This window comes from Geomicrobium sediminis, assembly GCF_016908595.1.
In the GTDB taxonomy this organism is placed as follows: Bacteria; Bacillota; Bacilli; order Bacillales; family Marinococcaceae; genus Geomicrobium_A; species Geomicrobium_A sediminis.
The window spans coordinates 48,908-75,884 of record NZ_JAFBEC010000011.1 but is presented as its reverse complement, the minus strand read 5'-3'; the positions used below and the strand labels follow the sequence as shown (position 1 = coordinate 75,884).

Genomic DNA, 26,977 nt, shown 5'->3' with positions numbered 1-26,977 from the left:
ACCATTATTTGGACTTTCTCAAACGTGAGGTTGTGGACGATTCCAAGTTCGCGTATTAGACTTAAGAGAATAGAAAGAAGGCGTTAGTGTGACTTATATTCAAAGTGGGACGAAAACATACTACTCTGCGGCGGTCGCGTTATTTTTTGCAGGGTTTGTAACGTTTGCAACGATTTACGCGACTCAACCTTTGCTTCCCATTTTTTCTGATGAATTTGGTGTTACGGCTCAATCAGCGAGTTTAACCATTTCAGTCACAACAGGTATGCTTGCGATTTTGTTACTCGTGGCAGCACCGCTATCGGACCGGTTCGGTCGGAAGAATGTTATGGTTTTATCGATGATTTTAACGGCTGTAATGGGTCTTCTTACAGCGTTTAGTCCGAATTTTGGAACGCTATTATCGATTCGCACGTTCCTCGGCATAGCTGTGGCAGGTGTTCCTGCGATTGCCATGACCTACGTTGTGGAAGAATTTGATCAAAACAGTCTCGGGAAAGTAATGGGGCTCTACATTGCAGGTTCAAGCATCGGAGGAATGAGTGGACGACTGATCACAGGCGTTTTGACAGACATTTGGAATTGGCAAGTTGCACTCACTGCGCTTGGAGGATTGTCCCTTGTCATGAGTGTGTTGTTCATGTTCATGTTGCCGAACTCAAAGCATTATACCCCTAAGAAATCTTCAATTAATCAAGCGTTGCGGCGATATGGATCTGTGTTGAAACAGCCACAGTTAATGGCAGTCATTTCACTAGGGTTTATCCTCATGGGTTCTTTTATCGTTCTCTTTAATTATTTTGCTTACTTATTAATGGAACCACCGTTTTCTTTATCTCAAGCGATTATCGGTTTCATTTACGTCGTGTATCTAGCAGGGACGTTTAGTTCGGTTTATATGGGAAAGAAAGCGGATCGACATGGAAAGCCTGCAGTAATTCTTCTAGGTATCGGTTTAATGACGGTTGGTGCATTGCTCACATTAGTGCCGGTGTTACCGATTACGATTCTTGGCGTTGTTGTCTTTACATTTGGTTTCTTTGGCGCACACTCTACCGCAAGTGCATGGGTTAGCCAACGTGCAAAGGAATATCGATCACAAGCATCTTCGCTTTATTTGTTTGCTTATTACGCAGGTTCAAGTATTGCTGGAGCCATCGGTGGCTTCTTCTATACCTCGTTTGCGTGGCTTGGCGTTGTTGTCTTTATGCTTGGGTTGCTCGCTCTCGCTGTACCGGCCATTCAATTTGCAAAAAAAGAACGAGCGGAAGAGCTATAGCCGTTTTTTTTCCAATCAAGAAACTTCAAGCGATATTCTTCATAACGTTCCATATTAATGATAGGACCGCACTCATGGATTACCCAAGGGTATCCTTGCTGTGGAATGCCAATGTCGTACCCGTGAGCTTTGAACTGTTCACATTGAGAAATATCATAGAAATGCCAATCGTCAAAGACGGATGACTCCCATTCAAGATCGTATTGCGTCATCATGATTAAACCGTCAATCGCTTCAACAGATTGATAGTGATCTGTTGGTTCTTGAAGTACAGACATGACGTAGTAATCTTTATCTTCGAGTATTTTACCGAACCGATTTGGGCTATCCCACCAGAGACCTTGGTCGTTTAGGTGTTCACATCCTACAACACCGAGCATCCCTACCTTCGGAAAGTTGAGGAAGATATCGAGCATGTTATAAAGCATCATATGGTGGATAATCATCACATCTTGATGCAAGTAAATTTTATATTTGGCATCGGTTTTTTCCATGCCTTTATTGTATCCCTCTGTCATACTTTCGGCACCGCGAATTTCGATGACTTCAATGGTGTATCCTTTGGGGACGGATAAGAGCGAGATATGTCGTAAGCACTTGGTGTAGTAATGTTCATCGTTCACACACAGTAAAAATGCAATTTTTTTATCGTCCATGTACTTCTCCCCACTTTATCTGTTCTGAAACTATCTATATGCAACCAAAACGAATTAGCCACAAGAAATTTAAGGAGGTGCTAACTGATGAAACCTCTTGTTGTGAAACAATTGAGTCGAACGTTCAAAGGTCATAAAGTGATCAACGATTTATCATTTTCACTGGATCGGGGCTTAATTTATGGGTTTCTAGGACCGAATGGGTCTGGGAAAACGATGACGATTCGTTTAATCGTCTCTTTAATAAAGATGGACCGCGGGGAAGTCTTTATTGAAGGAAAGGACCTTAACAAAAACCGTGAAGAAGCGCTGCAACACATTGGTGCGATTGTTGAAGATCCTGATTTGTATACGTACTTATCTGGCAGACAAAATCTTGAACACTTTGCAAGGATGAGTCAAAAGCCAATTAGTGAAGAACGAATTGAACAAGTCATTGAACTAGTTGAACTCACAAATCGAATCGATGACAAAGTAAAAACGTATTCTCTGGGCATGAAGCAACGACTTGGTATTGCGGTATCCATCCTTCATCAACCGTCCGTATTAATTCTTGACGAACCGACAAACGGTTTAGATCCAAATGGAATAAAAGAACTGCGCTATTACTTACGCCGCTTAGCCAAGCAAGACGGGGTAACGTTGCTCGTTTCGAGTCACCAACTTCGTGAAGTTGAAGTGCTTTGTGACCGTGCGATCGTCATTAAAGATGGTCAAGCTGTTGATGAATTTGATTTGCGCTCGTCAGCGACTGAAAGTACGTATACGATCCATGTTACAGCGAGACCAGAAGCCGACGCACATACCCAATTAGCGCAATTTGGGAACGTAGAAAAAAATGAGAATCAGTTTGTCATTTACGACCAACCGTATGAGCAGATTCCAGCGATCGTTGAAGCGCTCGTTCAGCAGAACGTCAATGTATATGAGATACGTTACGAACAAGGGTTGGAAGAGCGCTACTTCTCGTTATTAGAGTCAGAGAGGGATGAACGATGAAAGGATTAGTCATTAATGAGACGTTAAAAGCATGGCACGGTCGGAGAATTGGACTCGCGATGATGATGATGTCTATTCTGATTCTGTTTATCTTTATCGTTGCGATTGCAATTGATCAATCCTTTGGGTTATTGCTTACAACAGAGGAGTTTGTCACGATCGGTTCTGTTCTCCATATCTTTATTATGTTGTACAGTTTTGTGCTCGTGACCGGAGCAATATCAGGTGAAGCATCTACAGGTACGATCAAGCAATTACTCATAAAACCAGTATCGCGTCATCGAGTTCTGTTATCAAAGTGGTTGACGAACTTAGTGATTAGCTTTTTGCTTTATAGTTTTGTGTTAGCGTTGCTTTTCGCTTTCGGGTTGTTCTTTCCGCACGTTGTGCCACTTTCGTCAACGTTCTTTTACTTACTTGAAACAGCATTGTATACGACGCCTTCGCTTATCTTTTATGTAGCGCTAGCAACGTTAATTGCGGTCATTACGAAAAACACCGCCGTTACGATTGTACTAACAATCTTACCGTATTTTTTCGCAGATTTGTTCGTATTACTTGCTGCTGAATATGACTGGGCTTCTTGGATTGTGTTTGCTCATATTGATGTGTTTAACAACTACAACCCTGTCTCCTTAGCTCCGCCTCCATTCCCATCGATGTGGGCGTCAATTGGATTTCTACTTATTCATATCGCATTAATGTTGGCAATCGCCCACGTGATTTACAAAAGACAGGACGTTTTATAGCGTCCTGTCTTGAATTGTTGAAGAGATCTTGGATAAGGGATTTCTTTTAGAGAGATGTTGGTGGAGGTTTATGGTGGGGATTTTAGTAATCTAACTTCAATTTTGGAGCCAAATCCCAACATACAGACACTTAGGTGGTGGTTCCAAACACTTCGCACGTTTCTTTGCTCTATAAAGACGCAAAAAAACGAGGAGAATTCTCCTCGTTTTTTTTACATTCTATACTGTCTTATCTTTTTCTTCATCAATATCTACGAGTGACTCGACGATGCCATCATTGACTCGGACTTCAAACACACGGTTGTCTTTTTGGAATGCGAACAAGCCATTGTTGAAATCGGTTTGCAAGTATTTGAAGAAGACACCTTCGTAATCACAGTTTTTCTTGTGATCGAAATTAAGCGTATACGTGTGATCGTCATTTTTATACAAGTAAGCGGTAATCCCACGTTCGAAGTTCCAATCTTCTTCTTCATCGGCACGAGGCTTTGGCACAACATGCAAGTCAGCTGAAGGAATATCATGTAGGAGAATATCGATAATTGAACCGCCAATTAACGCTGTCCACAAGTTTTCCACACGTTGACCAATGACGATTTGAGTCGCATCGATTTCTTTTGCGATTCGCTTAATAACCTTCGTAATGTTGTGGGCGTGACTTTCTTCTACGATTAGTTCAGCTCCATAGTCAGCTGCCATTTCTTTGAAAATACTCATATCAACTTCACGATCATTTTTGTAATCGTCTTGTGGGAGGGAATCAAAGACAAGAATGTAGAGATTCGCTTCCGTTGTTTTGGCAAGCTCTGATCCTCGTTTGATCAGTCGTGCTCCGTGGTGTCCATAATTGACGCAAACAAGAATATTCTCAGCCATCATTATCATCCTTTTTAAGCTTGTTGTTCAAAGTGGTCCGTTAGTTCGTGAATAATCCCTTTTCTAACGTGTGCTTCGGTAATGCGTTCGTCATCATAGAAGGCAAATCGACCGTTGTTAAAGTCTGTATGACGATGTTTAAAGAAAACTCCTTCATGTGATTCGTCGCCGGTTGGGTGGAAATCGACTAAGTACGTTCCATTGTATATAGGGAAAAGGTAAGCATCGACTCCTTTATCAAATGTCCAATCTTCTTCTTCATGGGCATGTTCACGTGGAATCATGTGCACATTGACAGAAGGAATGTCTTTTGAGAGGTGATCAATGGTAGATTTCCCGATCCATTTGCGCCATAAACTTTCAATTGATTGGCCAACAATTAAATGTGTAGCTTGAACTTCTTTCGCAGTCTCTGCAATGAGTTTCCGGTTGGTCAATGGTTTTCCTTCGCTTATGAGTAGATCTGCTTCGTATTTTAGGGCGAGCTTTTGAAATAAAGACATTCCGACGATGCGATGCGCCTCGTCTTCTTCACAAGCCATATTATCGAATAAAAAAATGGTCGTGTGGTGGGATGCATGATCGATCGTTTGTAATGCCTTTTCAATAAAACGAAGTCCGTTCTTGCCATGTTGCACACAGACGAGTGTATGATGTTCCTTTGAAGAGCTTAGCAACGGTGTCACGTCCTTTAACAGTCAATTTGTGACACAGTTTGCCCAAACAGACGTCGTTTTATGCAGTGATGGAAAGTTTGACCAAACTAAAAAACCTTCCAAACGGAAGGTTAAAAACGCATCTGCTCATAATACGCCCGAACAAACGCATACACGCCATATGCGACGAGACCAAAAGCAACAATGGCTAACCAAACATTTCCGAACGGCTGTTGTTGCAGGGTTGCAAGCGCATCATCAAATCCTCGTGCTTCATTCGGATCAGATCGGTGAGCGGTGATCATAAAAAAGTAACCGATCATCATAAACAGAATGGAGCGTGCCCCGAACCCTACCTTGCCTGTCATCGTAGCAAAATGCTTTTCCTTTTGTGTCATTTCATATGATTTAAAGCCGTCGCGATGCGTGTTCGTCATTGCAAAGTAGAATTGCATCAAACCAGCAAGCAAGATTCCTATTCCGATAATAAACACGACCATCGCACCGTAGGGCTTAGACAACAAATAAGACGAAATGGTCGTTTCGTTATAGGTATCTTGGCTAAATTGATGGAGAGCGAAGCGGAAAGACTGAATGCAAATTATACTATAAACAAGCGCGCTAAATAGATACGTCCCGCGTTGAAAAAGGCCACCAAGTGCAGTGCCATGATCATCTACATCTTTAAACGTTTTTAACAGCATTAACATAATATAGCCAATCAATCCAAAACCGATCGCGAAAAGCAAAAATTGACCGAAAGGCAGGCGGGAAAGTGACCGAAGTGCCCCAGTTGTGTTCTCTGTATCTCCGCCAAGGTTAAACGCGGCAAGTAGCGCGAGAATGCCAATAAGGATAAATACGGTTCCTTGGCACATATATCCGAATCGAGCAAAGCGTTGCAACCAAGGAATCGTCTTTTGAGCTGGCTTCATTACTCGTCCTCCTCGTTGTACATATGTATCGATCAGTGAGCTTATTTAGAATCAGAATCTTAGTCGTCCACTTGTTAGGCTTTAGGTGGAATAAATAAAATTGCAAGCTATATAAAAAACCTCCCATTAACGTATTCACAACGTTAATGGGAGGTGTCTTTTTAAGGTTTATTTCCTTATGATTTGTATGCGGCACGCACGAAGTAGTAGCGTGTGATGAAGAAATAGATGAGTTGTAAAAGTGCACCAATCCCGATAACAAGCAAACCGTTCCAAAATAACATTGATCCGGCAGCGCCTTCGAGCATGCTGTTTAGCATTAAAAAGGCAAAGCTTGCATGCAATGCACCGACGAGGTACGGGGTGAAGAAGAGAAAGCGGATTTTCGATCCGAGAATCTTTTTCGCTTCTTTCTTAGTTAACCCAATTCGTTTAAGCGAGAGTAATTGTTTTTTTGTATCTTCAAGTTCAGTAAATAGCTTTAAGTAAAGCATGCTTCCTTGAACAATAAAGAAGAGTAAGCTTACAAAGATCCCGATGAAAAGTGTTAGTGAAAATGTTTGCATGACCATTTGATAGTCTGAGGCGTTCGCCTGAACGAAATACGACTGGTGTCCAGAGTCAGCAGCTTCACGAATTTCATTCGAAACTTCGCCTTGTTCTTTCCAATTATCCAATTCATATCCGTAAGCGTGATAACGTTCATCAACGACAGAGCCCCATTGTGCATAGGTATCGTCAGGGACAATGAATTGTATCCAACCACTATTCGCTGTGGACAAAATCGGACGTTCAGTGAGGTCATAAACGGTGTACGCTTCGTCATGAACATGAATGACATCTCCCTCATCGAGAGAGTATTCAGGACTATTTTGAATAAAAGGTGCGGCCACAAAGACTTCGTCTGATTGTAAATTTAGTTGTGGAAGATCCATATCGACTGCTATGTCGTTGTACGCTGATTCTGGAAGCGCGATCGCATCGGTTTCAAGATGATCTGTTTGAAAATCAATCGGTGTAACTTCTGTATCGATCGTATACAAAATCTCCGTGTCGTGCTCAGCGAGAATCGCATCCGCAGTTTCTTTCTCTAATGTTGGTTCGTCTTCATCAAAGTTATACCAAGCAATCGTTGTTGGCATTTGATTCATGGCCATTCGAATCGTCGAATCGAAGAGCAGGTAGACGGTTCCACCCGCAGTTAGGACGACTGCGATAATCGTCGAAGTTAAAAACAACATGTTCGCGTAATCTTTTAGGCGGAAAAGAATATTCGTACGCGTCACGAGGTTTGTTCCGTTGTATAACGACGGTTTATCATAAAGTTTCTTATATAAAGCGACCGTTCCTTGGCGGAACAATAAATAAGAACCGGTGACGACGAGAAACAAGATCGGCGGTATTAAGAAAACGGCAAGCATGATTGAGGCGGTGGCTGCAATCATATAGCCCGCGATGAGCAAAAGTAACCCTAGTATCGTTAGAATCCAAGAGAACTTTGGCATTTGTTTCGGTTTACGTGCGTCTTTTAGGAGGTCTTGAATGTTCGCTTTTCGTAAGCGCCAAAATGACAGTAACGTGAGCACTTGGAATAAGGCAAAAAATCCAAGAGCCGTTAGTGAATACGCAAATAATACGAACTGAAACTCAATGGGTGACTCGGTTCCAAGCATCGATGACATCAGCATCAAGAACAGTTTAGAGAATAACGTTCCAATTCCTAGTCCAACTAGAATCGCCGCCACAGAAATGAGCGTCTGCTCAAAATAAACTAAGCGACACAATTGTCGTTTGCTCATTCCAAATAACGACAGTAGACCGAACTCTTTTGAACGTGTACTTAAGAAAACGCGATTTGAATAGGCGATGAAGAAAATTGAAAATAGGATTATAATGACTTGAGCCATGATCATTCCCGTACGTACGGCATCTCCGCTACGAATGTCTCCGTTTATAACATCAGGGTGAAACACAAATTGTGCATAAATGAAAAACACTGACACGGCAAACACGCAGCTTAGAAAGTAGGCAGCATAGCGTTGCGCGTGACCTGTGAGGTTTTTACGAGCGAGTTTTGTGATCGTCACTAAAGTCACCTCCGAGTACAGAGAGCGTGTCGAGGACTTTTTGATAGAAAGTTTGCTGACGCTCACCTTTACGGATTTCAGAGAAAAATTGACCGTCTTTAATAAAAACAATTCGATCGCAATAGCTCGCTGCTGTCGCATCATGGGTCACCATTAGAATCGTTGCGCCCTCATCTTTATTCATCGTTGTCATTGTATCCATGACTTGTCGTGCTGACTTAGAATCGAGGTTACCCGTCGGTTCATCAGCAAGTACGATTTTTGGATCATGGATAACAGCTCTAGCACAAGCGGTACGCTGTTGTTGTCCGCCTGAAATCTCAGTCGTTCTCTTGTCTAGGATGTCTTGAATACCGAGCTGGTCTGCAAGCAAATCAAGGCGATTGTTCATCGTCTTGTGTGACGTCTTATCGAGTGCAAGTGGCAAAAGAATGTTCTCTCGAACCGTTAGCGTGTCGAGTAGGTTGAAATCTTGAAAGACAAAACCCAGTTGTCTACGGCGAAACTGAGCTAATTGGCTATCATTTAACGTAGCAGGGTCTGTTCCATCAATTAAGAACGTTCCTGACGTTGGTTTATCAATCGTTGCAAGTAAGTTTAATAAGGTTGTTTTCCCGCTACCAGAAGGTCCCATGACCCCGACAAATTCCCCGCGCTCTACCGACATGTTGAAATTTGATAGAGCTTTATAAGAAAGCCCTTCTTTTTTTGGATAATACGTCTTACTAATTGCATCGACGTGTAGAAGTGTCATTCGGAATCTCTCCTTTACTGTTGTGAGTTTAGTATAGCGATTGAGATCCCGCTCTTCCCATCGATTGTTCTTTCACAACCTTACAAACTTGTCATAAAGTTTTGCTCGTAAATGTAAGACACACCGTCGTTCCTCGTTCCAATTCGGAATCGATCGTTAAGGAATGACCTAATTGATTGGCAATTGTACGTGCGAGATAAAGCCCCATCCCGGTTGATTCTGTTTTTTTACGACCGTTATCTCCGGTAAAGAATGGTTCAAAAACACGAGGGAGATCATGTGTTGGAATCCCGATTCCTGAGTCTTGGATAAAAAGGGACACACTTTCTCGTTCTTGTCTTATCGTACAAGTAATTCTATTCCCTTGTCCGTGATGAGAGTAATTAATCGCATTGATCATGAGTTGTTTAATTACTGTACGTAACCATTTGGAATCACTGTAAACCATCGTTTGATTGGTGTCTTCTACAATTTGAGGGTAAAGATTACGTCGAATAAATTGACGTTTTTCCTCATTGATTACTTCACGTAATAGTTGTGCGAGTTCAACAGGTTCTGCATGAAAATCAAGCGAAAAGTGATCCAAACGTGCGAGTTGCAACATGAGTTCAAGGCCGTGACGAAAGCGGTCATTTTCATCTTGAATATCGTTGAAAAACGTTTGTACATCATCATCACTCGTCTGGTGTTTTCCTTCTTGGGAGAGAAGAGAAATGACACTCATCGGTGTTTTCATGTGATGAACCCATTGATTTATAAACGTTTCATGTTGTTTGCGATCGGTTTCATATTGAATGATTTGATCGTGGGTATGAACATCGACTGTGCGAATAACGTCAAGCATTCGTTTTGTCGTTTGAGTCGGCGCTTGGCGGTGTGTAAGTTTGCGGATCTCATCCAATGAGGTCGAATGAGGATTAATAGTATACAGCTGCTTCAAAAACGATCGGTGCCTTGCGTAATCAATGAATAAAGCAGCACAAAGAAAAAGAGTCGCAAGGAGGAGCATATAAACATAGGTTTGTATGCTTTGTTCTCCTCCTGAAAAGCTGATCAAAAGGACAGCGACTAAAATGGTGATAAGCGTACTAAGGTAAATAAGTACAATGAACGGTAACCGGTCGTGCAGGAAATCTTTTAGCATAACATTGCCTCCTTACCAATTCACTCGAAGTCGGTATCCTTGACCTCGCACCGTATGAATGGCATCTACAATGCCGATCTCGTGTAGTCGTTTTCGTACACGATTGACGTTCACAGAAAGCGTGTTGTCATCCACAAAATCAACCTCATCCCAAAGTGATTCCAACAAATCATCTCTACTAACGATTTGGTCAGGTTGGGCAATGAGCTTTGCGAATAGGAGGAATTCTTTTTTGGACAGTTCAATACGTGACTGCTTAAATTCAACTTCGTTTTTGTTAGGATAGATGATCAGGCCGTTGATTTCTTTTTGCTCGGAGTCAGTATTGTTCGCGTATTCTCCGTACGTACGTCGTAACGCACTTTTGATTTTGGCGGTTACAACGTCCAAATGGAAAGGCTTTGTAATGTAATCATCTCCGCCATGTTCAATGGCGAGCACTTGATTCATTTCATCCGTGCGAGCGGAAATGAAGATGACCGGTACATTCGAGAATGTTCGGATTTGTCTGCACCAATGAAAGCCATCGAAATACGGGAGGTTAATGTCTAACAAAATGAGGTCGGGGCTATGTTCGATAACTTCTGTTTTAACTTCATCAAACTTGTTTGTATACGTCACGTCATAACCGTAACGGCCGAGATGTTGGCCGAGTAACGTTGCGATTTGCTGATCATCTTCAACGATATAGATTGAGTACATGTGTAGTCTCCCCTTTGCTTGTTCGTATCATAACAAAAGAAATTAGTTTGTCGATAGTCTCCTTGGAAAAGAATCCGCATTTTTACTAGGGCAAACGCAAAGGCAAACATGCTCCTGCCTGTATACACTGTAGGGAATAACAGGAGGTGAAAATGGATGGTAAGACCTAATCCTTTTCAAAATAGTCGCTATTGCAAGAATGGCATTGAGATCAACAACAACCTAATTAACGGTCCAGGAGTCGTTGGTGGCGGTGTTGTACCGACATTACCACCAACTGTTCCTACACTTCCAGGAGATTTGGACTTCGGGATTTTTAATAGTCCGACTGTCGATAGCACAACTGTACCTTTAGCTGTCCCATTAGCTACCAACGTACAACTTGTTGGAACTGCAATTACTCATACACCTGGTGAAGCAGCAATTAACTTAGTCGAAGCTGGAACGTATACCATTTCTTATAACGCAGAAGTAACACCAACGGCAGCAGGTGGTCCTGTAGGATTAATTCTCCAACAAGGAGCAACTGATTTAGTCGAGTCCGCTGATACTGGCACTGGTGCCTCATTCTTATCAGGTGCAGTAACTGTTACGATTGATGCTCCTGCCGTTATTACGCTTAACTCTTCACAAGCGTCGACACTCGCAGATGTGAATGTAACCGTTATTAGAACGGCGTAACTGAGAAAAAGACCCTCATACAAGTTGTATGGGGGTCTTTGTTAAGCGCTTATAGTCCGAATACAATCGGCATCCACCAGTAGACGGCAGCAGTAATAATAATAATTGATGCTAAGTTTAGCCATACTCCGGCTTTCGCCATGTCATCAATACGCAAGTAACCTGCGCTGAAGACCGCGGTGTTTGGTGGTGTAGCCACCGGAAGCATGTAACAAGAACCAGCAGCGAGTGCAGCAGCTGCCATGAGTGGTAACGGATCAATTCCTAGTGCAATCCCCATTCCAAGTGTAAGTGGAATAACGAGGTTGGCGACTGCTGTGTTTGAAAGAATCTCTGTAATAGCAAGAACAATAACGACGAGCAATAGGATGATGAAGAAGAAGTGTAATCCTTCAAGCATCTGGAGGATTTCCCCGATGTGGTCATTGAGTCCTGAAGATGAGAATCCGGCAGCAATTGCCATACCCCCACCAAAGAGGATTAAGACGCCCCATGGGAGGCGAGTCATATCTTGCCACTCTAGAATTCGTTCACCTTTCTTAGAGCTTGGGATGAAGAATAAGAGAAGAGCACCAAAGACAGCAATTGCACCGTCATGAATGAAATCTCCTAAGCTTCCAATGAAAGGAATTGAAACCCATAGTATTACGGTTAAACCGAATGCAATTGAAACCATTGCTTCGTTGTAGTTGAACTTTCCGAGTTTTTCTTTTTCTTCTTTAATAAAGTCTAAATTTCCTGTGTCGCCTTCTTCACCATTATTCGTAATTTTAAATGCCATACGAGTAAGATAGAAATATAAAACGACGAGCATGAGAAGAGCGACAGGACCTGCGAACATGAACCACTCGACGAATGTTACTGTACGTCCGAGTTGTTCGTAAGCAATACCGGCAAGAACGGCGTTTGGAACCGCAGCAACGATCGTTGCAAGACCACCGATGGTTGCAGCATAAGCGACAGATAACAAGATACTCTTTGAGAAGTGCTGTAAATTGTCACCCGTTAATATGTTCTTTTCTTTTACTTCTTTAATTAAGGCAATGGCTACAGGTAGCATCATAAGTGCTGTAGCAGCATTTGATACGAACATCGAAATTGCAGCAGTAGAAATAATAATACCGAGAATAATACGTTGACTTTCTGAGCCAATCATTTGAATAATATTTAATGCAATTCGACGATGCAAATTCCATTTTTCAATGGCGATTGCAATAACGAAACCACCTGCGTACATAAAGATGACAGGGTTTGCATAAGCAGAGGCAATGGTTCCCATTTCTGCTCCTTGCAAGACGGGTATTAATACAATTGGAACGAGTGATGCAGCAGCCATTGGAATGGCTTCAGTAACCCAAAATGTTGCAACGAGTAGTGTTACCGCAAGAACGACCCGCGGTTCGTGACCCATTACGCTATCGGGTATGAGAAAATACGTAAGCAAAAAAAGCACAGGACCTAGTATGAGTCCGATTTTATTACGGCGATTGTAACTAGATTCTGGTTGTTTTTCTGGTTCAATCATTACCTCATGCACCTCTTTCGATCATATCTGTAACACATGCTATACTGAAGTATGCACACACTGTTGAAAACGTTTTCAACAGATAGTAATTTGAGCATGAATGTATAATACGGCAAAAATCGACGTAAAGCAACAAGATTTTTGAAAATTAAATGAGGAGGTTGTCATGAAACCAGATGTAAGCACGGTAGAAGAAGCGAAGGAGCTACTTTTGGAGCATCGACAATTTTTTTATAGCGGTGCAACAAAATCGATTGATTTTCGGATTGAGCAGCTCAAGAAATTGAAAACGATGATTCAAAATCAAGAGCAAGAAATCTACGAAGCATTACAACTCGATCTCGGGAAAAGCCAGTTTGAGACATACACGACAGAAATTGGCATCGTTTTAACGAACATTGATGAAGCGATTAAACAGATTCCGAAGTGGGCAAAGCCAGAGAAAGTGAAGACGCCAACGTTTATGCAACCTTCGAAGAATTACACGCTCTATGAACCGTATGGAACGGTGTTAATTATTGGTCCATTTAACTATCCCTTCCAATTACTAATTGAACCGTTAATTGGTGCCATTGCTGCTGGGAACTGCGCTATTTTGAAACCATCGGAGCATACTCCAGAGACGAGTAAGCTCGTTAAAAGCTTTTGTGAAAAAATATTTTTCAAGGAATATATCCGTGTCATTGAAGGAGAAGTCGAGACGAATGCCGCTTTAATTCATGCGCCCTTTGACTACATTTTCTTTACTGGAAGTACGAAAGTCGGAAAGATTGTCATGGAAGCCGCTTCAACGAACCTCGTGCCAGTCACACTTGAGCTTGGTGGTAAAAGCCCGACGCTCGTCCATAAAGACGCGAACATTAAGCGAGCTGCAGAGCGGATTGTCTGGGGGAAATTCCTAAACAATGGACAAACGTGTATCGCACCAGATCATATTATTGTCCATGCAGACGTGAAAGATTCATTGATTAAAGCGATGAAAAAGAAAATTGAACAGTTTTATGGGAAAGACATTCAACATAACCCTGATTACGGAAGGGTGATTAACGAGGGACACTTTAAACGATTGCAAGAAATGATTGCAAAAGATCAAGATCACCTTATTTACGGTGGTCATCATGATGTTGAGGATCGTTTTATTGAACCGACTTTGCTCGATTTACCAGATCGTGATGCGGCGTCGATGGAAGAAGAGATTTTCGGACCGATCTTGCCGATTTTGAGGTTTGAAGATTTAGATGTCGCAATCTCAGATATTAAGAGGCAACCGAAGCCTCTAGCGTTTTACTTCTTCTCTGAGGATACTGAGCTTCAAGATCAAGTAATGGAAGACATCTCGTTTGGGGGAGGATGTGTGAATGATACGATTATGCACGTGGCGAATCCTCATTTGCCTTTTGGAGGGGTAGGTGCTTCTGGAATGGGGAGTTATCATGGTGTCTACAGCTTTGAGACGTTCTCTCATAAGAAGAGCGTTACAAATCGTAGTTCCAAAGTGAAAGTATCGTTTATGTATCCGCCATTTAAAAACAAAATTAACCTCGTTAAGAAATTCTTGAAATAGAGGTGCATTAGATGGAGAACACGTACTTCATTACTGGTTATTCAGGGTTTCTTTCGGGGCAGTTACTAGATGAGATTGTTGCAACGAACAACGTGCATAAGCTTTATTTGCTCGTACATCCGACTATGTTGCAAAAAGCGAAGCAACAATTTGCGATTGACGGGTTGTTTAACAATCAATGGGAGTTCATTCCTGGCGATATTACAGAAGAAGGACTCGGATTGAGCAAGGAGCTTCGACACAATTTACAACGGTCTGTTACTCACGTCTTTCATCTTGCTGCAATTTACGATCTTTCCGTTAAAGAAAAAGTAGCTCATCAGGTAAATGTTGTGGGTACACGCAATGTGAATCGATTTGTTGAAGGGGTTCACTCCCTTAAGCGATATACGTATTTTAGTACTGCATTCGTATCAGGTGATCGAGAAGGCGCGATTTTTGAAACTGAGTTGATTCGAGATCAACAGTTCAAAAATCACTATGAACGGTCCAAATATGAAGCTGAAGTGCTTGCCCTTGAGACGAAGCAGAACGTACCCACGACGATTATTCGGCCTGGTATTGTACGTGGTCATTCTAAGACCGGTGTAACGACGAAGTTTGATGGTGTGTATTTTTACTTGAATATGTTAGAACGGTTTCGGCAGTTGCGTCTTAGGAGCGTCCCCTTGATCGTAAAAGGCTCGGTCAACGGGAATTTTGTTCCAGTCGACTATGTTGTGCAGGCTGCGGTGTATCTAAGTCATCACGAAAAGGGTATTGGTAAAACCTATCACCTTACTGATCCTCATCCGTATACGATGGAGGAAGTTTACACGATGTTGAGTGAAGCCTATCTTCATAAGACACCAAAGAAGACATTGCTCTCGCGCTTTGCAGGGCGCTCGTTAAATGCTGTACTCGAACGATACTTCCGAGTATCAAGTGAGGCCTTGTCGTACCACGAGATTGATGCAACATGCGACTCATCACAAGCAGTGCGAGATTTATCGGGCAGTGGCATTACTTGCCCAGACTTTAAAGAAACGTTAGCACCGATGGCTTCTTATTATAAGGATCATCGTCAAGATCAACTGAAATACATCACGTAGGCAGGGCGGATTCACGCCCTGCTTTTTGTAACGTTCTTGGTAATCTGTACGTCTAAGTAGTGACAGGAAAAGGAGGTCAACGTATGGATGATAAAAAAGAACAGTTGATTGCTTTGATGAACCATCTCGTGCAACGTTCAGAGGAGGATCCGGCGATGAGCCTTGATGAGGCTCACGTTTACATACAGAATCAATTAACAAAAGCGTGGCCAGAATTAAAGGGAACAAATGTCTAGAACATTTCGTTTAGTTGCGCCTTTAGTTGGTGTAATCATTTTGATTTTTGTGAGTTCGACGATGTCGTACGAGCAACAAGATATCCGATCGGTACTTTCGCAATTCCCAGGAAGTGAATTTTTGGAGACGTTGTTCTCGCCGGTTGCATTTACATATGGAGGTCGCTTAATTAGTGTAGACAACCTCGGCCTCGTCACGTTTATTGAGTTCTTTATTAGAAAGGGAATGCACGTCTTCGTATTTGGATTGCTCGCTTTTTTACTATTTCGATTGTTGTATGGATTTAACGTAAATGTGTTTCGGTCAAGTCTTTTTAGTTTTTTGTTCGTTGTCGGTTTTGCGGTTATTGATGAAGTGAGGCAGTTTTTTCATCCAGATCGAAGTGGGATGTGGCAAGATGTCGTGTTGGATAGTTTTGGAGCAATGTTAGGAATTGTTTTTGCTTTATGGTTTTATAAACGCAAGGAATGAATGGGTCAGCCTATCCTTGAATAAACTGGAAGAAAATTTGTTCTGAAAGAGTGATGATTGTGAATGTTTCAGAAGGAATTGATCAGTTAATTCAAGCGATACGTGCCGATCAATCGGAAGATGGCTCTTGGAGGTATCCATTAGAATCAGGTACGTTCACTGATGCGTACATGATTATTTTGCTTAGAACGCTTGAGCGAGAAGACGAGGCATTAATTCGAGGGCTTACAGATCGTCTAATTAAGAAGCAGGAACCGAACGGAGCTTGGAAGCTCTTTGCTGATGATAATACTGGGAATGTGACGAATACGGTCGAAGCTTATTATGCATTACTTTATTCTGGCTATTATCGTGAAGATGATGAGCGGATGAAGAGGGCTCGCCAATTCATTATGAAAAGTGGGGGAATCCAAAAGACGGCGTTTTTAACGAAGATCGTCTTAACGTTGACGGGGCAATACAAGTGGCCGTCTTTTTTTCCGTTTCCAATTGAATTAATTTTAGTTCCGGACTTTTTCCCGATTAATTTGTACAGCATGAGTGTGTATGGAAGGGCGCATGTTGTTCCGTTGATATTGGCTGCGGATCAAAAGTTGCAAGTGAAAACGGCTCAAAGTCCTGATTTGTCGGATTTATTCGCTTCTCGTGGAGAGGAAGATTGGCCAGAAGCTTACGAGTGGGAGCGAATGCATGCGTCGATCGTGCAACGAGTGAAACGTCTCATTCGTACGCCACAGGAGCTGCATCTGCTTGCGCGAAGTCGGGCGAAGTTGTACATGACAAATGGGATTGAAGAAGACGGTACATTGTTTAGTTACTTTACGTCAACGATGTTTATGATTTTTGGCTTGCTGGCACTTGGACATCCAAAAGACGATCCGCTCATTGAAGACGCGTTAGAAGGGTTGTACGGATTTCAGACGACGATTGATGGTCACCCTCATTTCCAATTCACGACTGCGACGGTTTGGAATACGGCATTGCTTAGTTATGCATTACAAGAAGCGGGAGTGCGTACGGACGATAGAATGATTGAACGGGCGAATGACTATCTACTTGACCGTCAGCAAGAAGGTTATGGCGACTGGGCAATGCATAACAAGAAGGCGTTGCCTGGTGGCTGGGGGTTTTCAGACGTTAATACGTTTCAACCAGATGTGGATGATACGACAGCTGCGCTACGCGCACTTGCTAGGAGCGCAAAGGAGAATCAAGACATCTTTGAATCTTGGAATCGTGGCGTGAGGTGGACAATTTCCATGCAAAACCACGACCACGGTTGGTCAGCGTTTGAGAAGAATACCGATAGTTGGCTACTGGCCATGCTTCCCATTCCTGAAAGTCGCGGGATCCTCACTGATCCGAGCACACCTGACCTGACAGGACGAACGATGGAGCTACTCGGGAATTATACCGACGTGAAAGGCGACGATATGATTCTTCGAAAAGCGGTAAAGTGGCTGGAGCGTGAGCAAGAAAAGGATGGGTCGTTTAAAGGGCAGTGGGGTGTGAACTATCTTTATGGAACGTGGGCCGCTCTGACAGGGATGCAAGCGAGCGGGGTAGGGCGAGAGAATAAGACAATAAAGAAAGCAATCGGTTGGTTAAAGGAAAAGCAAAACAAAGACGGCGGGTTTGGGGAATCGTGTTTAAGTGATCGTTATAAGCGTTACACGCCACTTGATTCAAGCCATTTAACACAAACCGCTTGGGTGCTGGATGCCCTCGTCGCCATGCATGACACACCAAATAAAACGATGTATGATGCTCTTCATTATGTTCTCGATCGTTTGGGAGACGGTCAGTGGCCAAGAAGTTACCCCGCAGGAAAGGGCTTAGCTGATCGGATTTATTTTCATTATCATAGTTATGAATACATTTACCCGCTACTCGCACTCGCGCACTACCGCAAGAAGTACGGGGACAGTCCCCCGGCGCTTTAAAGCAATGGGGGACTATCCCCGGTAGAGTTAAAGTTGGTCGTTTGCCATCATTTGAAAGATGGGTGTGTTTGGTTTCGGCTGCTCACTTACGTCTGCGCTAATGCGATCAGCATGGCGTTGACCTTCATTAATCGCTGCTTGTTCGTCAATGGATTGAAGCTTTGAATCTTCGACAATGATCTTTCCATCAATCATTACGAGCTCAACTTCACTACCATTTGCTGAATAGACGAGATTCGGTACGATGTTGCGGATGGGCGACTCGATGGTCGGGAATAAGGCCGGTGTTTTTAGGTCAATCATGATCAAGTCGGCCTTCTTGCCTGCTGACAATGATCCTACTTCATGATCGAGTCCAATGGCTTTGGCACTATCGATCGTAACGCTTCGTAGCATTTTCCATGCAGGGAAGAGTGTTGGATCGGTATATTTGCATTTGTTGAGAATCGATGTGAGTTTCATTTCATTAAACATGTTATTGCAATTGTTGCCCGGTGCTTGGTCGCTTCCTAAAGCAAAACGTTGACTAACGTCTAAAAACTCTTTTGCTGGTGGAACAATGCCATCAATGATTCCGATGCTTCCAGAGCAAAGGATCATTGATGCACCGCTTTTTGCAACGATCGCAACTTCCTCTTTAGTCGCCTCGGTCAAGTGCACGGCCATTAATGATTTATCTAACAGATTGAGTTCTTGTAAATAATCAATGCTTCGCTTTCCGTAACGCTGGATCATTTGCGTAATTTCCCGATCGCCTTGTGCAACATGCATATGTACGAGTGTATTGTGCTTTCTCGCATATTCGTTCACATCTAATAAAAGTTCCGTAGACATCATATCTGGACCTTGAGGACCGAGCACACACGTAATTCGTCCGTTGTCACGTTCGTGATACGTCTCAAAAAGCATTCGATTCGCTTGATAAGTTTCTTCTCCAACCGCGGGGTCGAAGTCGTAGAGTGCGCCAACTTCCCGGTCATCGTCGTATTGTTCAGGCATCTCATTAATCATTTCACAAACCCGTGCTCTCGTGCCGAGTGCACGATGGTTTTCTACGATTGAAAGCATCCCAGAGTCGTAATCACAAATCGTTGTCGTCCCAGCTTTGACAGCTTCGATTAAATTTACGAGTGAGCCTGCTTTTCGTGCGGGTTCATCAAGAACGTGCATAAAAGGCCACAGACCTTTTTCCATCCAGTCGTTCGTATCTTGAGCAACACCACGCAAGATTCCTAAACCACTATGCATGTGTGCGTCAATAAGCCCAGGTAAAATGACTTTCCCCGCTGCATCAATGGTGCGATGTGCACGGTAATCGTTCATTAGCTCAGAACTCTTACCAACAGCGACAATAAGATTGTCGTGCACACAAATGGCACCGTCAGAAATCGAACCAACCCCTTCACCTTCCATCGTAAAAATCGTTGCGTGGACGAACATCACATCAATTGTACGCATGTAATCACCCTTTTTTGTTTCAGTATAACGGAAAAATATCTGATAAAATATAACATTCCTTCTATTTAAATTGTGTCAGGTGCAACATAACGCAATGAAGTTTTTTGTAAATCGACCAATCTCTTGCATCATTTTGGCTCATGTCTCGGGACACAAAAAAGGGCTAACCACATGGTTAGCCCTTTACTTATCTACCTTATATATGTACAATAAAAAGTGATGTCATAAGTTGATGATAAACAAATCATATTTATCTACTATAATTATATCAACTTTACAAGTGAGCTGTCAAGAATGAATTTGAGGGGTGTCTAGATGAGCGAAAAAGCCTATGAACAACAGCGATTGCAAGAGGTGTTACAGACCATAGACGAAAAGGTTGCCGCACGAATTGAAGGAGCGGGAATGACCAAAGAGGAAGTCATAGAACTTCGTCGTACGTTTTGGGATGACGTAACCATTAATCTAGATGAACCAGACGATGTGATTGAGACCGAAGCAAGTATTCGCCAGCAAGCTGAACTTCTTAGTCAGCAAGAACGTTTTCATCAAGTGCTAACTAAACAGCTAGCGACATACGAACGCATGAAAGACTCCCCGTACTTTGGTAAGCTGAATTTCGTTGAAGACGGCGAACGTGCTGAAGAGGAGATTTATATTGGATTGTCTTCTTTACAAGATCGTGATGACGACGACTTCCTCGTTTATGATTGGCGAGCACCGATTTCAAGCATGTATTACGATTATGCTCCTGGAGAAGCTCGTTATGAAACGGATGATGAAGTCGTAACGGGTCAGATGAAACGTAAGCGCCAGTTTATTATCCGCCAAGGTGAGTTATCAGGGATGTTTGATACCGGGCTCACAATCGGTGATCAATTGCTTCAACACTTACTAAGCCAAGCGTCGAGTAACGAAATGAAAAGCATCGTAACGACGATCCAAAAAGAACAAAACGCCATTATTCGAAACGAACGGGCACGTATGCTAATCGTACAAGGGGCTGCCGGCAGTGGAAAAACATCCGCCGCGATGCAGCGAGTTGCCTATCTTCTATATACGTATCGAAATACGTTTGATAGTGGAAACATGCTGTTGCTTTCACCGAACCCTTTGTTTAATCAATACGTTTCAGGAGTGCTTCCTGAACTTGGTGAAGAGAACTTAAAGCAGACGACGTTTCAACATCACATTTCTCGGCGGTTGCCAGAAGGGTGGACGCTTGAAAGCCCATACGGACAAATTGAACGGCAGTTAGCTAGTGAGCAGCTAGAAGAAGATCTCTCGTTGACCGCTCAAGATTTACCGGTTCGCCTTGATCGTTATATTGATCGTTTGAAGGATGACGGTATGACGTTTTATTCCATCATGTACCGTAATCAAGTATGGAAATCTGCTGAAGACCTGGCGCGACGTTTTTATGATTTTGATGAAACGATTAGTATTGATAATCGTATTGAAATTATGTCTGGTGAGTTGGTCGCAGGTCTACAACAATTAGAGAAAAAGCAGTTACATGAAGACTGGGTAACGGATGCGATGGAAGACCAACCGCGTGAACTGTATGCGTTAGCTTCTCGAAAAGTGATGCAAAAGCAAGATGAAAAAGAAACGTACAATAGCCATGTCCAAGAAGATCGACTCGTGCGTAAATATGTTGTTCGACAAACAATTAAGCCGTTAAAAGCACAAATTGAAAAGCATGAATTCGTCGATGTGGAACAATTATACGAGAACTTCACAAATCGAATCGTAAATCAGCATTTACGTTTTGAAGATGCTGCACCGTTCTTTTATTTGAATGACCAAGTGAAAGGTCGTCCGGACACAGCAGATATTCGTTTCTTATTTATTGATGAAGCGCAGGATTATACGAGTATGCACATTCGCTATTTAGAGAATCTGTTTCCAAGAGCGCGGTTTACATTGCTTGGGGACGTTGAGCAAGCGGTTCATCAACATACAGCAGAAGGCCAATCGATTTTGACACTGGCTGATGATGAAGATCGTCATGTAGAGCGAATTACGTTAAAACAGAGTTATCGTTCAACCGCTCGCATTATGAACTTTGCGAAAGAGTTGCTTCCAAAGGATCCAGAGATGATCCCATTCCAGCGTGAAGGGGACTTACCAGTCATTCGTAGCTTTGCTTCTAATGAAGCGATGCAACAGGCGATGTTTGAAAAGTCGAGTGCATGGCAAGGAGACGGCAAACTTGCGATTCTAACGAAAACGATGGCCGAGGCGAATATTCTGGCGCATGCATGTCATGAGTATGCGCAGTTAATTACAGAAACGACCGACCGTTTCAAAAAACAAGTTCTCATCGCTCCGTCATATCTAGCCAAAGGGATTGAGTTCGATGAGGTAATTATGTATGGAGTTGACGATGAAACGTATCAAACGAAAAACGACTATCATTTGCTCTATACAGGTTGTACGAGAGCGATGCACCAGTTGGAGTGGTTTGTTGTAGGCAAACCGCAACAAGTGTTGCAGTCGATTGATGCTGATTTATACAAGTGGATTGATGGTTGATAAATAGAAGAATGCCCCGTCCTTTAATGGATCGGGGTATTTTTATGTGTGCGTTTCTGGTGTCGCTTTGCTAGAAATCCGAACATTTAAGTCCGGATTCTTATTTTTATTTCGTTCTAGAAAACATTTTTCATATCAAATTCAATTTCTTTAATAAGATTGATCGGTAGTATATAGGAGAGAAATGTAAGCATATCGTTGTAAATTGTTTAAATAAGGGTTATATGTAAATGTTTATGCTTAGAATTGTCGAACATTACGAATAAATCTAGGATAATCTTTATTTTATGTCGAAAATCATGTAATGTAGTTTTAGTGCCTTGATGTTCATGTTTTTAACATATTTTAAATGAATTGAAGGTGAGAATATGATCGAATTTAAAAACGTCTCAAAAACGTATGATGATGGATTTAAGGCGTTAAAGAATATAAACCTTCGTATTGAAGAAGGAGAACTCGTTGCACTAATTGGACCGTCTGGATGCGGGAAGACGACTACAATGCGAATGATTAATCGCTTAATTGACCCGAGCGAAGGGGAAATTCTCGTAAACGGTGAGAACATTAAGAAAAAAAACCCTGTTCAGTTAAGAAGAGATAGTGGTTATGTGATTCAGCAAATTGGTTTATTGCCTCATATGACAATTGAAGACAACATTACGATTGTTCCTAAACTTAAAAAATGGGACAAAGAACGTTACTCAAAACGAGTCGATGAGCTACTCAATCTCGTTGGACTAGATCCGAAAACGTTCCGAAAGCGATACCCATCTGAGCTTTCTGGTGGGCAACAGCAACGGATTGGTGTTATTCGCGGCTTAGCAGCGGATCCGCCAATTATTCTAATGGATGAACCGTTTAGTGCGCTTGATCCAATTAGTCGAGAGCAATTGCAAGACGAACTCGTGAAATTACAAGATGAAATCAATAAGACAATCGTGTTTGTAACGCATGACATGGACGAGGCAATCAAGATTGCAAACCGGATTGTCATTATGCGTGATGGGGAAATTGTTCAGGTGGATACACCTGATCGTATTTTGCGTCATCCAAAAAATGATTTCGTGCGTGATTTTATTGGAGCAGAGCGACTAAACAAAAACGCAGGTCAACCTGTGGCAAGAAACTTAATGACGAAAGATGTTGCGATGGTTCGCGGGAACCGTGGGCTTGCTGAAGCGTTTAATTATATGAAGAAAAGTCATGTTGATCAACTCTTTGTTCGTAACAAAGAAGGTCAACTTGAAGGGCTTATTACCCTCGAACAAGTGGACAAACACTTTGAAGATGATACAAAGATGGTACTCGATGTTATGACGACAGATATTAAAGAGATCGTTTCTCCTGACGTTACGTTGGCAGAAGTAGCTGCTAAATTTAACGGTGAAGATGTGTACACGTTACCTGTTGTTGACCGCGGTGAGCTCATCGGTGTGATTACGAGGACGAGTATGATCCGTGGTATTGCGGAATGGGAACATCAAGGTGCAGGAGGTGACGCATAATGGAACTTCTGACAGACATGTGGCAACTGTTCCAAGTTCGCCAAGGTGATGTATGGGACGCTTTGCAAGAGCACTTTTTCTTAGTATTCGTATCAATGTCTCTAGCTGTTCTTATTGCTGTGCCGCTCGGCGTGTTGCTTACGAGCATGAAGCGCTTATCTGAACCGATTATCGGCATTGCATCGGTTGCGCAAACGATTCCGAGTCTTGCGTTACTCGGGTTTATGCTTCCTGTACTCGGGATTGGGACAAATAATGCGATCTTTGCTTTAACGGTGTATGCGCTACTTCCAATTTTACGTAATACGTATACGGGAATTTTGGAAGTGGACAAAGCGACGGTTGACGCGGGTCGTGGTCTTGGGATGACGCGTGGCCAAATCTTAACGAAAATTCAACTTCCCCTCGCCTTGCCAGTCATTATGGCCGGGATTAGAACATCAACGGTTATCGTAATCGGGGTAGCGACACTTGCAACGTTTGTTGGGGCTGGTGGTCTTGGAGATATTATTATGCGTGGACTTGCTATGCAAAACAGTGCATTAACGTTGCTAGGGGCGATCCCAGCAGCTATTTTAGCGATTATTGCGGACTTCATTTTGAAGCGTATTGAAATTTTAGCAACGCCAAAAGGGTTAAAAAAATAGAATAAAAGGGGCAATGAATGATGAAAAAGTTCTTACCTGTTGCATTAGGTTCAGCACTTGTACTTTCTGCTTGTGGGGGCGGCGGCAGTGATGAAGATAAGGTTGTTGTCGGCGGAAAAGACTTTACAGAGCAAATCATTTTGACACATATGGTTGCAGAATTGCTTGAAGCGAATACAGATCTTACGATTGAACGCGAAGACAACCTCGGTAATACAGAGATTCTTACACAAGGTATGATGGATGGTGACATCGACTTGTATGTTGAATATACAGGTACGTCATATATTACCGTTTTAGATTATGAAATTGACCCAGAAGACCCGCCATCTGCTGAAGAAGTCTATGATACGGTTAAGGCTGAGTATGATGAAGAGTACGGCATTACGTGGTTAGACGAATTTGACTTTGAAAATCGTTATTCACTCGTCATGCGTGCAGATGATGCAGCGGACGTTGCGGATATGAGTGACCTTGAATCCGTTGCAGGAGAGTTAACGCTTGCCCACAATGCAAACTTCGGAGAGCGTACAGATGGCCTTATGCCAATGAATGAACGTTACGGCTATGATTGGGGTACGACAACGCAAATGGATGAAGGCTTAATGTATGATGCCCTTCGTAACGAAGAAGTCGATGTGATTGCGGCATTTACGACAGACGGACGAATTCCAGCGTATGACCTTGAAGTGATTGCGGATGATCTTAACTTCTTCCCGCCGTATTATGCAGCACCAATCGTCATGAATGATACGATCGAAGCACACCCTGAAATTGAAGAATTATTGCTTGAGCTTGGACCGTTGTTAACAGAAGAAACGATGGCAGAGCTTAACGCAGAAGTTGACATTAACGCAGAGCTTGAAGAAGTGGTTGCACGTAACTTCTTAGTCGAGCAAGGGTTAATTGAAGAATAATACAAAAAGAAACCTCAGAGATTTCTCTGAGGTTTCTTTTTTATTGAGCAGCCATGCTCGGTAAACGAATAGCAAGGTGAAAGAGATGTTCTTCAACATAAAAGTCGAGCGAGCCTTCTGCATCGTTTACCGCGCGTTGAATGAGGTACGTACCAAGACCTCTTTTTTCAATGACGGGGTGTTGCTTTGGAAACATACGCTCGAGCGTCTTGTTAGGGATTGGTGCTGTGCTGTTTTTTACATCAACGATGATGATGCCGTATTGTTTTTTGATTTCGATATCGATAAATGGTGATGTTACGTACTCGCTACTTTTTCTAGCAGCTTCAAGTGCATTGCTAAAAATGTTGACGACGAGTTGCAATTCTTTACTTTGCGAGAGCATGCTTTGATTTAAGCTTGCATGGATCGACGTCGTGACAGCAATGCCGTGTTGCTCACCCTTTGCTTTAACGTAAGCAATGGAGGCCCCTACTGCTCGATCAGCCCCTGCACTAGGGTTCTGTTCACTGTCTTGTTGCAACAATGTGACGTAATCTTCAAACTGTTCATGGTTTCCTTCTTTGGCCAGTTTCTTCATCACTTCTAAGTGGGTTCTGAGATCGTGCTTTTCCTGTTTTAGCGATTCGTGTAGGTGCTGTACATGGTCTTGGAAAGCCTGTGCATCGAGAAACGCGCGTCGTTGTTCGCGATGCAATTTCATGATGAGTAGCGCACTGCTAACTATCACGATAACAAGTAGACTGATTAAGATGATCATCGGCTTTACCTCAAGAAAGAATTGGGAATTGATCTTGGATCGTTTTTAAGTTCTTCTTCGTAACGAGTGCACGCTTGTCGCTTCCTTGGAATTTAATCTCAAGAGAATGCTTTGTATATGGTGCAAACTGCGTGATCTTCTTCAAGTTTGTAATAAAAGAACGGTGCGTTCGGAAAAATTGCGTGCTTTGTAGTTCTTGTTCAATTTCTTGAAGCGATTGATACGTCGAAATCTCTTCAGTTGCTGTGTGGATGGTCGATGAGCGACCTGTACGTTCGATATACAGAATGTCGTTTTCGCTGACGACGATCATATCTCCTTGTTGTTGGATCGTGAGCTTTGGTCCGTCTGTTTGAGCGTTCAAGGAACGAAAGCGTTGCAATGCTTTCTCCATCCGTGAAGGTGAGATCGGCTTCATTACGTAATCGACAACGTCGAGGTCAAACGCATGGACCGCAAAGCCGGAATGCCCGGTCACGAAGATAATATCTACGCTAATCCCTTGCGCACGTAATCGCTCTGCAAGTTCATACCCTGTGAGCCCTTCCATCTCAATATCTGCAATTAATAGATCAATGGTTGAGTGTTTTAGCAACTGATAGGCTTCGAGCGCTGTATGACAACGCCATTCAATATGTACATCTGCTTGAGTTTGAAGCCATTGTTCCATTGCATTTAAGTCATTCGGATTGTCATCTAACATCCCGATTCGAATCATACGACCCCTACTTTAACTTTTTTAGTATATTCCCCATTATAGCAAAGTCATAACATGATTCGAACGCTTTGCGACATATTTGTAG

The 26,977-nt window shown here is 42.6% G+C and carries 24 protein-coding genes and 1 pseudogene; 13 read left to right on the top strand and 12 right to left on the bottom strand.

The annotated features are described in order from the left end of the window. The first annotated feature begins 88 nt into the window (after window positions 1-88). Entirely contained in the window at window positions 89-1,279 is a 1,191-nt protein-coding gene (locus JOD17_RS16760) for an MFS transporter (RefSeq protein WP_204699114.1), read from the top strand. On the opposite strand, the gene JOD17_RS16755 is transcribed toward JOD17_RS16760, so the two are convergent. After that, a complete protein-coding gene (locus tag JOD17_RS16755; RefSeq protein WP_204699112.1) occupies window positions 1,243-1,935 on the bottom strand; it encodes a glycosyltransferase family protein in 693 nt (230 codons plus the stop codon). The two genes, JOD17_RS16760 and JOD17_RS16755, sit on opposite strands and share 37 nt — an antisense overlap. An 87-nt stretch (window positions 1,936-2,022) precedes the next feature. On the opposite strand from JOD17_RS16755, the gene JOD17_RS16750 reads away from it, so the two are divergent. Together JOD17_RS16750 and JOD17_RS16745 are read left to right on the top strand one after the other, a co-directional pair. Further along, the gene (locus JOD17_RS16750) at window positions 2,023-2,934 is read left to right on the top strand and encodes an ABC transporter ATP-binding protein (RefSeq protein WP_204699110.1); all 912 of its coding nucleotides are present in this window, start codon (window positions 2,023-2,025) and stop codon (window positions 2,932-2,934) included. After that, window positions 2,931-3,683 (top strand): ABC transporter permease, encoded by a 753-nt coding sequence (locus tag JOD17_RS16745; protein WP_204699109.1) that lies wholly within the window; start codon window positions 2,931-2,933, stop codon window positions 3,681-3,683. The genes JOD17_RS16750 and JOD17_RS16745 overlap by 4 nt, the downstream gene beginning before the upstream one ends. A gap of 219 nt (window positions 3,684-3,902) precedes the next feature. On the opposite strand, the gene JOD17_RS16740 is transcribed toward JOD17_RS16745, so the two are convergent. The 7 genes from JOD17_RS16740 to JOD17_RS16710 form a co-directional block, all read right to left on the bottom strand. Then, the gene (locus JOD17_RS16740) at window positions 3,903-4,559 is read right to left on the bottom strand and encodes a universal stress protein (RefSeq protein ID WP_239575652.1); all 657 of its coding nucleotides are present in this window, start codon (window positions 4,557-4,559) and stop codon (window positions 3,903-3,905) included. 14 nt (window positions 4,560-4,573) lie between these two features. Then, on the bottom strand, window positions 4,574-5,236 hold the full coding sequence (locus tag JOD17_RS16735) for an adenine nucleotide alpha hydrolase family protein (protein ID WP_204699107.1): 663 nt from the start codon (window positions 5,234-5,236) through the stop codon (window positions 4,574-4,576). Window positions 5,237-5,346: 110 nt separating this feature from the next. Beyond that, window positions 5,347-6,150 (bottom strand): DUF1206 domain-containing protein, encoded by an 804-nt coding sequence (locus JOD17_RS16730; RefSeq protein ID WP_204699106.1) that lies wholly within the window; start codon window positions 6,148-6,150, stop codon window positions 5,347-5,349. A gap of 176 nt (window positions 6,151-6,326) precedes the next feature. Further along, window positions 6,327-8,237, bottom strand: a complete 1,911-nt coding sequence (locus JOD17_RS16725; protein WP_204699105.1) for an FtsX-like permease family protein — start codon at window positions 8,235-8,237, stop codon at window positions 6,327-6,329. Beyond that, on the bottom strand, window positions 8,212-8,991 hold the full coding sequence (locus tag JOD17_RS16720; RefSeq protein ID WP_204699104.1) for an ABC transporter ATP-binding protein: 780 nt from the start codon (window positions 8,989-8,991) through the stop codon (window positions 8,212-8,214). The genes JOD17_RS16725 and JOD17_RS16720 overlap by 26 nt, the downstream gene beginning before the upstream one ends. Before the next feature lie 91 nt (window positions 8,992-9,082). Beyond that, window positions 9,083-10,135: a sensor histidine kinase gene (locus JOD17_RS16715; protein ID WP_204699102.1), complete on the bottom strand. Its 1,053-nt coding sequence runs from the start codon at window positions 10,133-10,135 to the stop codon at window positions 9,083-9,085. Window positions 10,136-10,147: 12 nt separating this feature from the next. Continuing rightward, the gene (locus JOD17_RS16710) at window positions 10,148-10,837 is read right to left on the bottom strand and encodes a response regulator transcription factor (protein WP_204699100.1); all 690 of its coding nucleotides are present in this window, start codon (window positions 10,835-10,837) and stop codon (window positions 10,148-10,150) included. A gap of 156 nt (window positions 10,838-10,993) precedes the next feature. Here JOD17_RS16710 and JOD17_RS16705 point away from each other — a divergent pair, with 156 nt between their 5' ends. After that, on the top strand, window positions 10,994-11,518 hold the full coding sequence (locus JOD17_RS16705; protein ID WP_204699099.1) for a hypothetical protein: 525 nt from the start codon (window positions 10,994-10,996) through the stop codon (window positions 11,516-11,518). Window positions 11,519-11,567: 49 nt separating this feature from the next. On the opposite strand, the gene JOD17_RS16700 is transcribed toward JOD17_RS16705, so the two are convergent. Next, complete coding sequence (locus JOD17_RS16700; RefSeq protein ID WP_204699097.1) at window positions 11,568-13,043, bottom strand: SLC13 family permease; 1,476 nt, start codon at window positions 13,041-13,043, stop codon at window positions 11,568-11,570. Window positions 13,044-13,206: 163 nt separating this feature from the next. Between JOD17_RS16700 and JOD17_RS16695 the strand changes: the two are divergent. From JOD17_RS16695 to JOD17_RS16675, 5 genes and pseudogenes are all read left to right on the top strand, one after another. Then, window positions 13,207-14,607, top strand: a pseudogene (locus tag JOD17_RS16695) (aldehyde dehydrogenase); the annotation flags it as partial. Window positions 14,608-14,618: 11 nt separating this feature from the next. Further along, entirely contained in the window at window positions 14,619-15,698 is a 1,080-nt protein-coding gene (locus tag JOD17_RS16690) for an SDR family oxidoreductase (protein WP_204699094.1), read from the top strand. 83 nt (window positions 15,699-15,781) lie between these two features. Then, a complete protein-coding gene (locus tag JOD17_RS16685) occupies window positions 15,782-15,934 on the top strand; it encodes a hypothetical protein (protein WP_204699093.1) in 153 nt (50 codons plus the stop codon). Next, entirely contained in the window at window positions 15,927-16,406 is a 480-nt protein-coding gene (locus JOD17_RS16680; protein WP_204699092.1) for a VanZ family protein, read from the top strand. Before JOD17_RS16685 ends, JOD17_RS16680 begins: the two co-directional genes overlap by 8 nt. A gap of 53 nt (window positions 16,407-16,459) precedes the next feature. Beyond that, on the top strand, window positions 16,460-18,349 hold the full coding sequence (locus tag JOD17_RS16675; RefSeq protein ID WP_204699091.1) for a terpene cyclase/mutase family protein: 1,890 nt from the start codon (window positions 16,460-16,462) through the stop codon (window positions 18,347-18,349). 27 nt (window positions 18,350-18,376) lie between these two features. Here the strand turns inward: JOD17_RS16675 and JOD17_RS16670 are convergent, their stop codons facing one another. Then, window positions 18,377-19,807, bottom strand: a complete 1,431-nt coding sequence (locus JOD17_RS16670) for an amidohydrolase family protein (protein ID WP_204699090.1) — start codon at window positions 19,805-19,807, stop codon at window positions 18,377-18,379. A gap of 315 nt (window positions 19,808-20,122) precedes the next feature. On the opposite strand from JOD17_RS16670, the gene helD reads away from it, so the two are divergent. The 4 genes from helD (at window position 20,123) to JOD17_RS16650 (ending at window position 25,414) form a co-directional block, all read left to right on the top strand. After that, complete coding sequence (gene helD / locus JOD17_RS16665) at window positions 20,123-22,345, top strand: RNA polymerase recycling motor HelD (RefSeq protein WP_204699089.1); 2,223 nt, start codon at window positions 20,123-20,125, stop codon at window positions 22,343-22,345. Window positions 22,346-22,713: 368 nt separating this feature from the next. Beyond that, a complete protein-coding gene (locus JOD17_RS16660; RefSeq protein ID WP_204699087.1) occupies window positions 22,714-23,850 on the top strand; it encodes a betaine/proline/choline family ABC transporter ATP-binding protein in 1,137 nt (378 codons plus the stop codon). Next, entirely contained in the window at window positions 23,850-24,497 is a 648-nt protein-coding gene (locus tag JOD17_RS16655) for an ABC transporter permease (RefSeq protein WP_169966431.1), read from the top strand. The genes JOD17_RS16660 and JOD17_RS16655 overlap by 1 nt, the downstream gene beginning before the upstream one ends. A gap of 20 nt (window positions 24,498-24,517) precedes the next feature. Next, window positions 24,518-25,414 (top strand): ABC transporter substrate-binding protein, encoded by an 897-nt coding sequence (locus JOD17_RS16650; RefSeq protein ID WP_204699085.1) that lies wholly within the window; start codon window positions 24,518-24,520, stop codon window positions 25,412-25,414. Window positions 25,415-25,454: 40 nt separating this feature from the next. Here JOD17_RS16650 and JOD17_RS16645 read toward each other — a convergent pair whose 3' ends face one another. Both JOD17_RS16645 and JOD17_RS16640 read right to left on the bottom strand, forming a co-directional pair. Beyond that, on the bottom strand, window positions 25,455-26,174 hold the full coding sequence (locus tag JOD17_RS16645) for a GHKL domain-containing protein (protein WP_204699083.1): 720 nt from the start codon (window positions 26,172-26,174) through the stop codon (window positions 25,455-25,457). A gap of 10 nt (window positions 26,175-26,184) precedes the next feature. After that, the gene (locus tag JOD17_RS16640) at window positions 26,185-26,892 is read right to left on the bottom strand and encodes a LytR/AlgR family response regulator transcription factor (RefSeq protein WP_042359334.1); all 708 of its coding nucleotides are present in this window, start codon (window positions 26,890-26,892) and stop codon (window positions 26,185-26,187) included. Window positions 26,893-26,977 lie beyond the last annotated feature (85 nt).

Bases quoted from the DNA above. Each gene is read 5' to 3' on its own strand.
- JOD17_RS16670 (WP_204699090.1), bottom strand. From the start codon at position 19,807: ATGCGTACAATTGATGTGATGTTCGTCCACGCAACGATTTTTACGATG.
- JOD17_RS16740 (WP_239575652.1), bottom strand. From the start codon at position 4,559: ATGGCTGAGAATATTCTTGTTTGCGTCAATTATGGACACCACGGAGCA.
- JOD17_RS16675 (WP_204699091.1), top strand. From the start codon at position 16,460: ATGATTGTGAATGTTTCAGAAGGAATTGATCAGTTAATTCAAGCGATA.
- JOD17_RS16745 (WP_204699109.1), top strand. From the start codon at position 2,931: ATGAAAGGATTAGTCATTAATGAGACGTTAAAAGCATGGCACGGTCGG.
- JOD17_RS16730 (WP_204699106.1), bottom strand. From the start codon at position 6,150: ATGAAGCCAGCTCAAAAGACGATTCCTTGGTTGCAACGCTTTGCTCGA.
- JOD17_RS16690 (WP_204699094.1), top strand. From the start codon at position 14,619: ATGGAGAACACGTACTTCATTACTGGTTATTCAGGGTTTCTTTCGGGG.
- JOD17_RS16715 (WP_204699102.1), bottom strand. From the start codon at position 10,135: ATGCTAAAAGATTTCCTGCACGACCGGTTACCGTTCATTGTACTTATT.
- JOD17_RS16645 (WP_204699083.1), bottom strand. From the start codon at position 26,174: ATGATCATCTTAATCAGTCTACTTGTTATCGTGATAGTTAGCAGTGCG.
- JOD17_RS16705 (WP_204699099.1), top strand. From the start codon at position 10,994: ATGGTAAGACCTAATCCTTTTCAAAATAGTCGCTATTGCAAGAATGGC.
- helD (WP_204699089.1), top strand. From the start codon at position 20,123: ATGAGCGAAAAAGCCTATGAACAACAGCGATTGCAAGAGGTGTTACAG.
- JOD17_RS16680 (WP_204699092.1), top strand. From the start codon at position 15,927: ATGTCTAGAACATTTCGTTTAGTTGCGCCTTTAGTTGGTGTAATCATT.
- JOD17_RS16700 (WP_204699097.1), bottom strand. From the start codon at position 13,043: ATGATTGAACCAGAAAAACAACCAGAATCTAGTTACAATCGCCGTAAT.
- JOD17_RS16685 (WP_204699093.1), top strand. From the start codon at position 15,782: ATGGATGATAAAAAAGAACAGTTGATTGCTTTGATGAACCATCTCGTG.
- JOD17_RS16650 (WP_204699085.1), top strand. From the start codon at position 24,518: ATGAAAAAGTTCTTACCTGTTGCATTAGGTTCAGCACTTGTACTTTCT.
- JOD17_RS16755 (WP_204699112.1), bottom strand. From the start codon at position 1,935: ATGGACGATAAAAAAATTGCATTTTTACTGTGTGTGAACGATGAACAT.
- JOD17_RS16720 (WP_204699104.1), bottom strand. From the start codon at position 8,991: ATGACACTTCTACACGTCGATGCAATTAGTAAGACGTATTATCCAAAA.
- JOD17_RS16710 (WP_204699100.1), bottom strand. From the start codon at position 10,837: ATGTACTCAATCTATATCGTTGAAGATGATCAGCAAATCGCAACGTTA.
- JOD17_RS16655 (WP_169966431.1), top strand. From the start codon at position 23,850: ATGGAACTTCTGACAGACATGTGGCAACTGTTCCAAGTTCGCCAAGGT.
- JOD17_RS16640 (WP_042359334.1), bottom strand. From the start codon at position 26,892: ATGATTCGAATCGGGATGTTAGATGACAATCCGAATGACTTAAATGCA.
- JOD17_RS16750 (WP_204699110.1), top strand. From the start codon at position 2,023: ATGAAACCTCTTGTTGTGAAACAATTGAGTCGAACGTTCAAAGGTCAT.
- JOD17_RS16660 (WP_204699087.1), top strand. From the start codon at position 22,714: ATGATCGAATTTAAAAACGTCTCAAAAACGTATGATGATGGATTTAAG.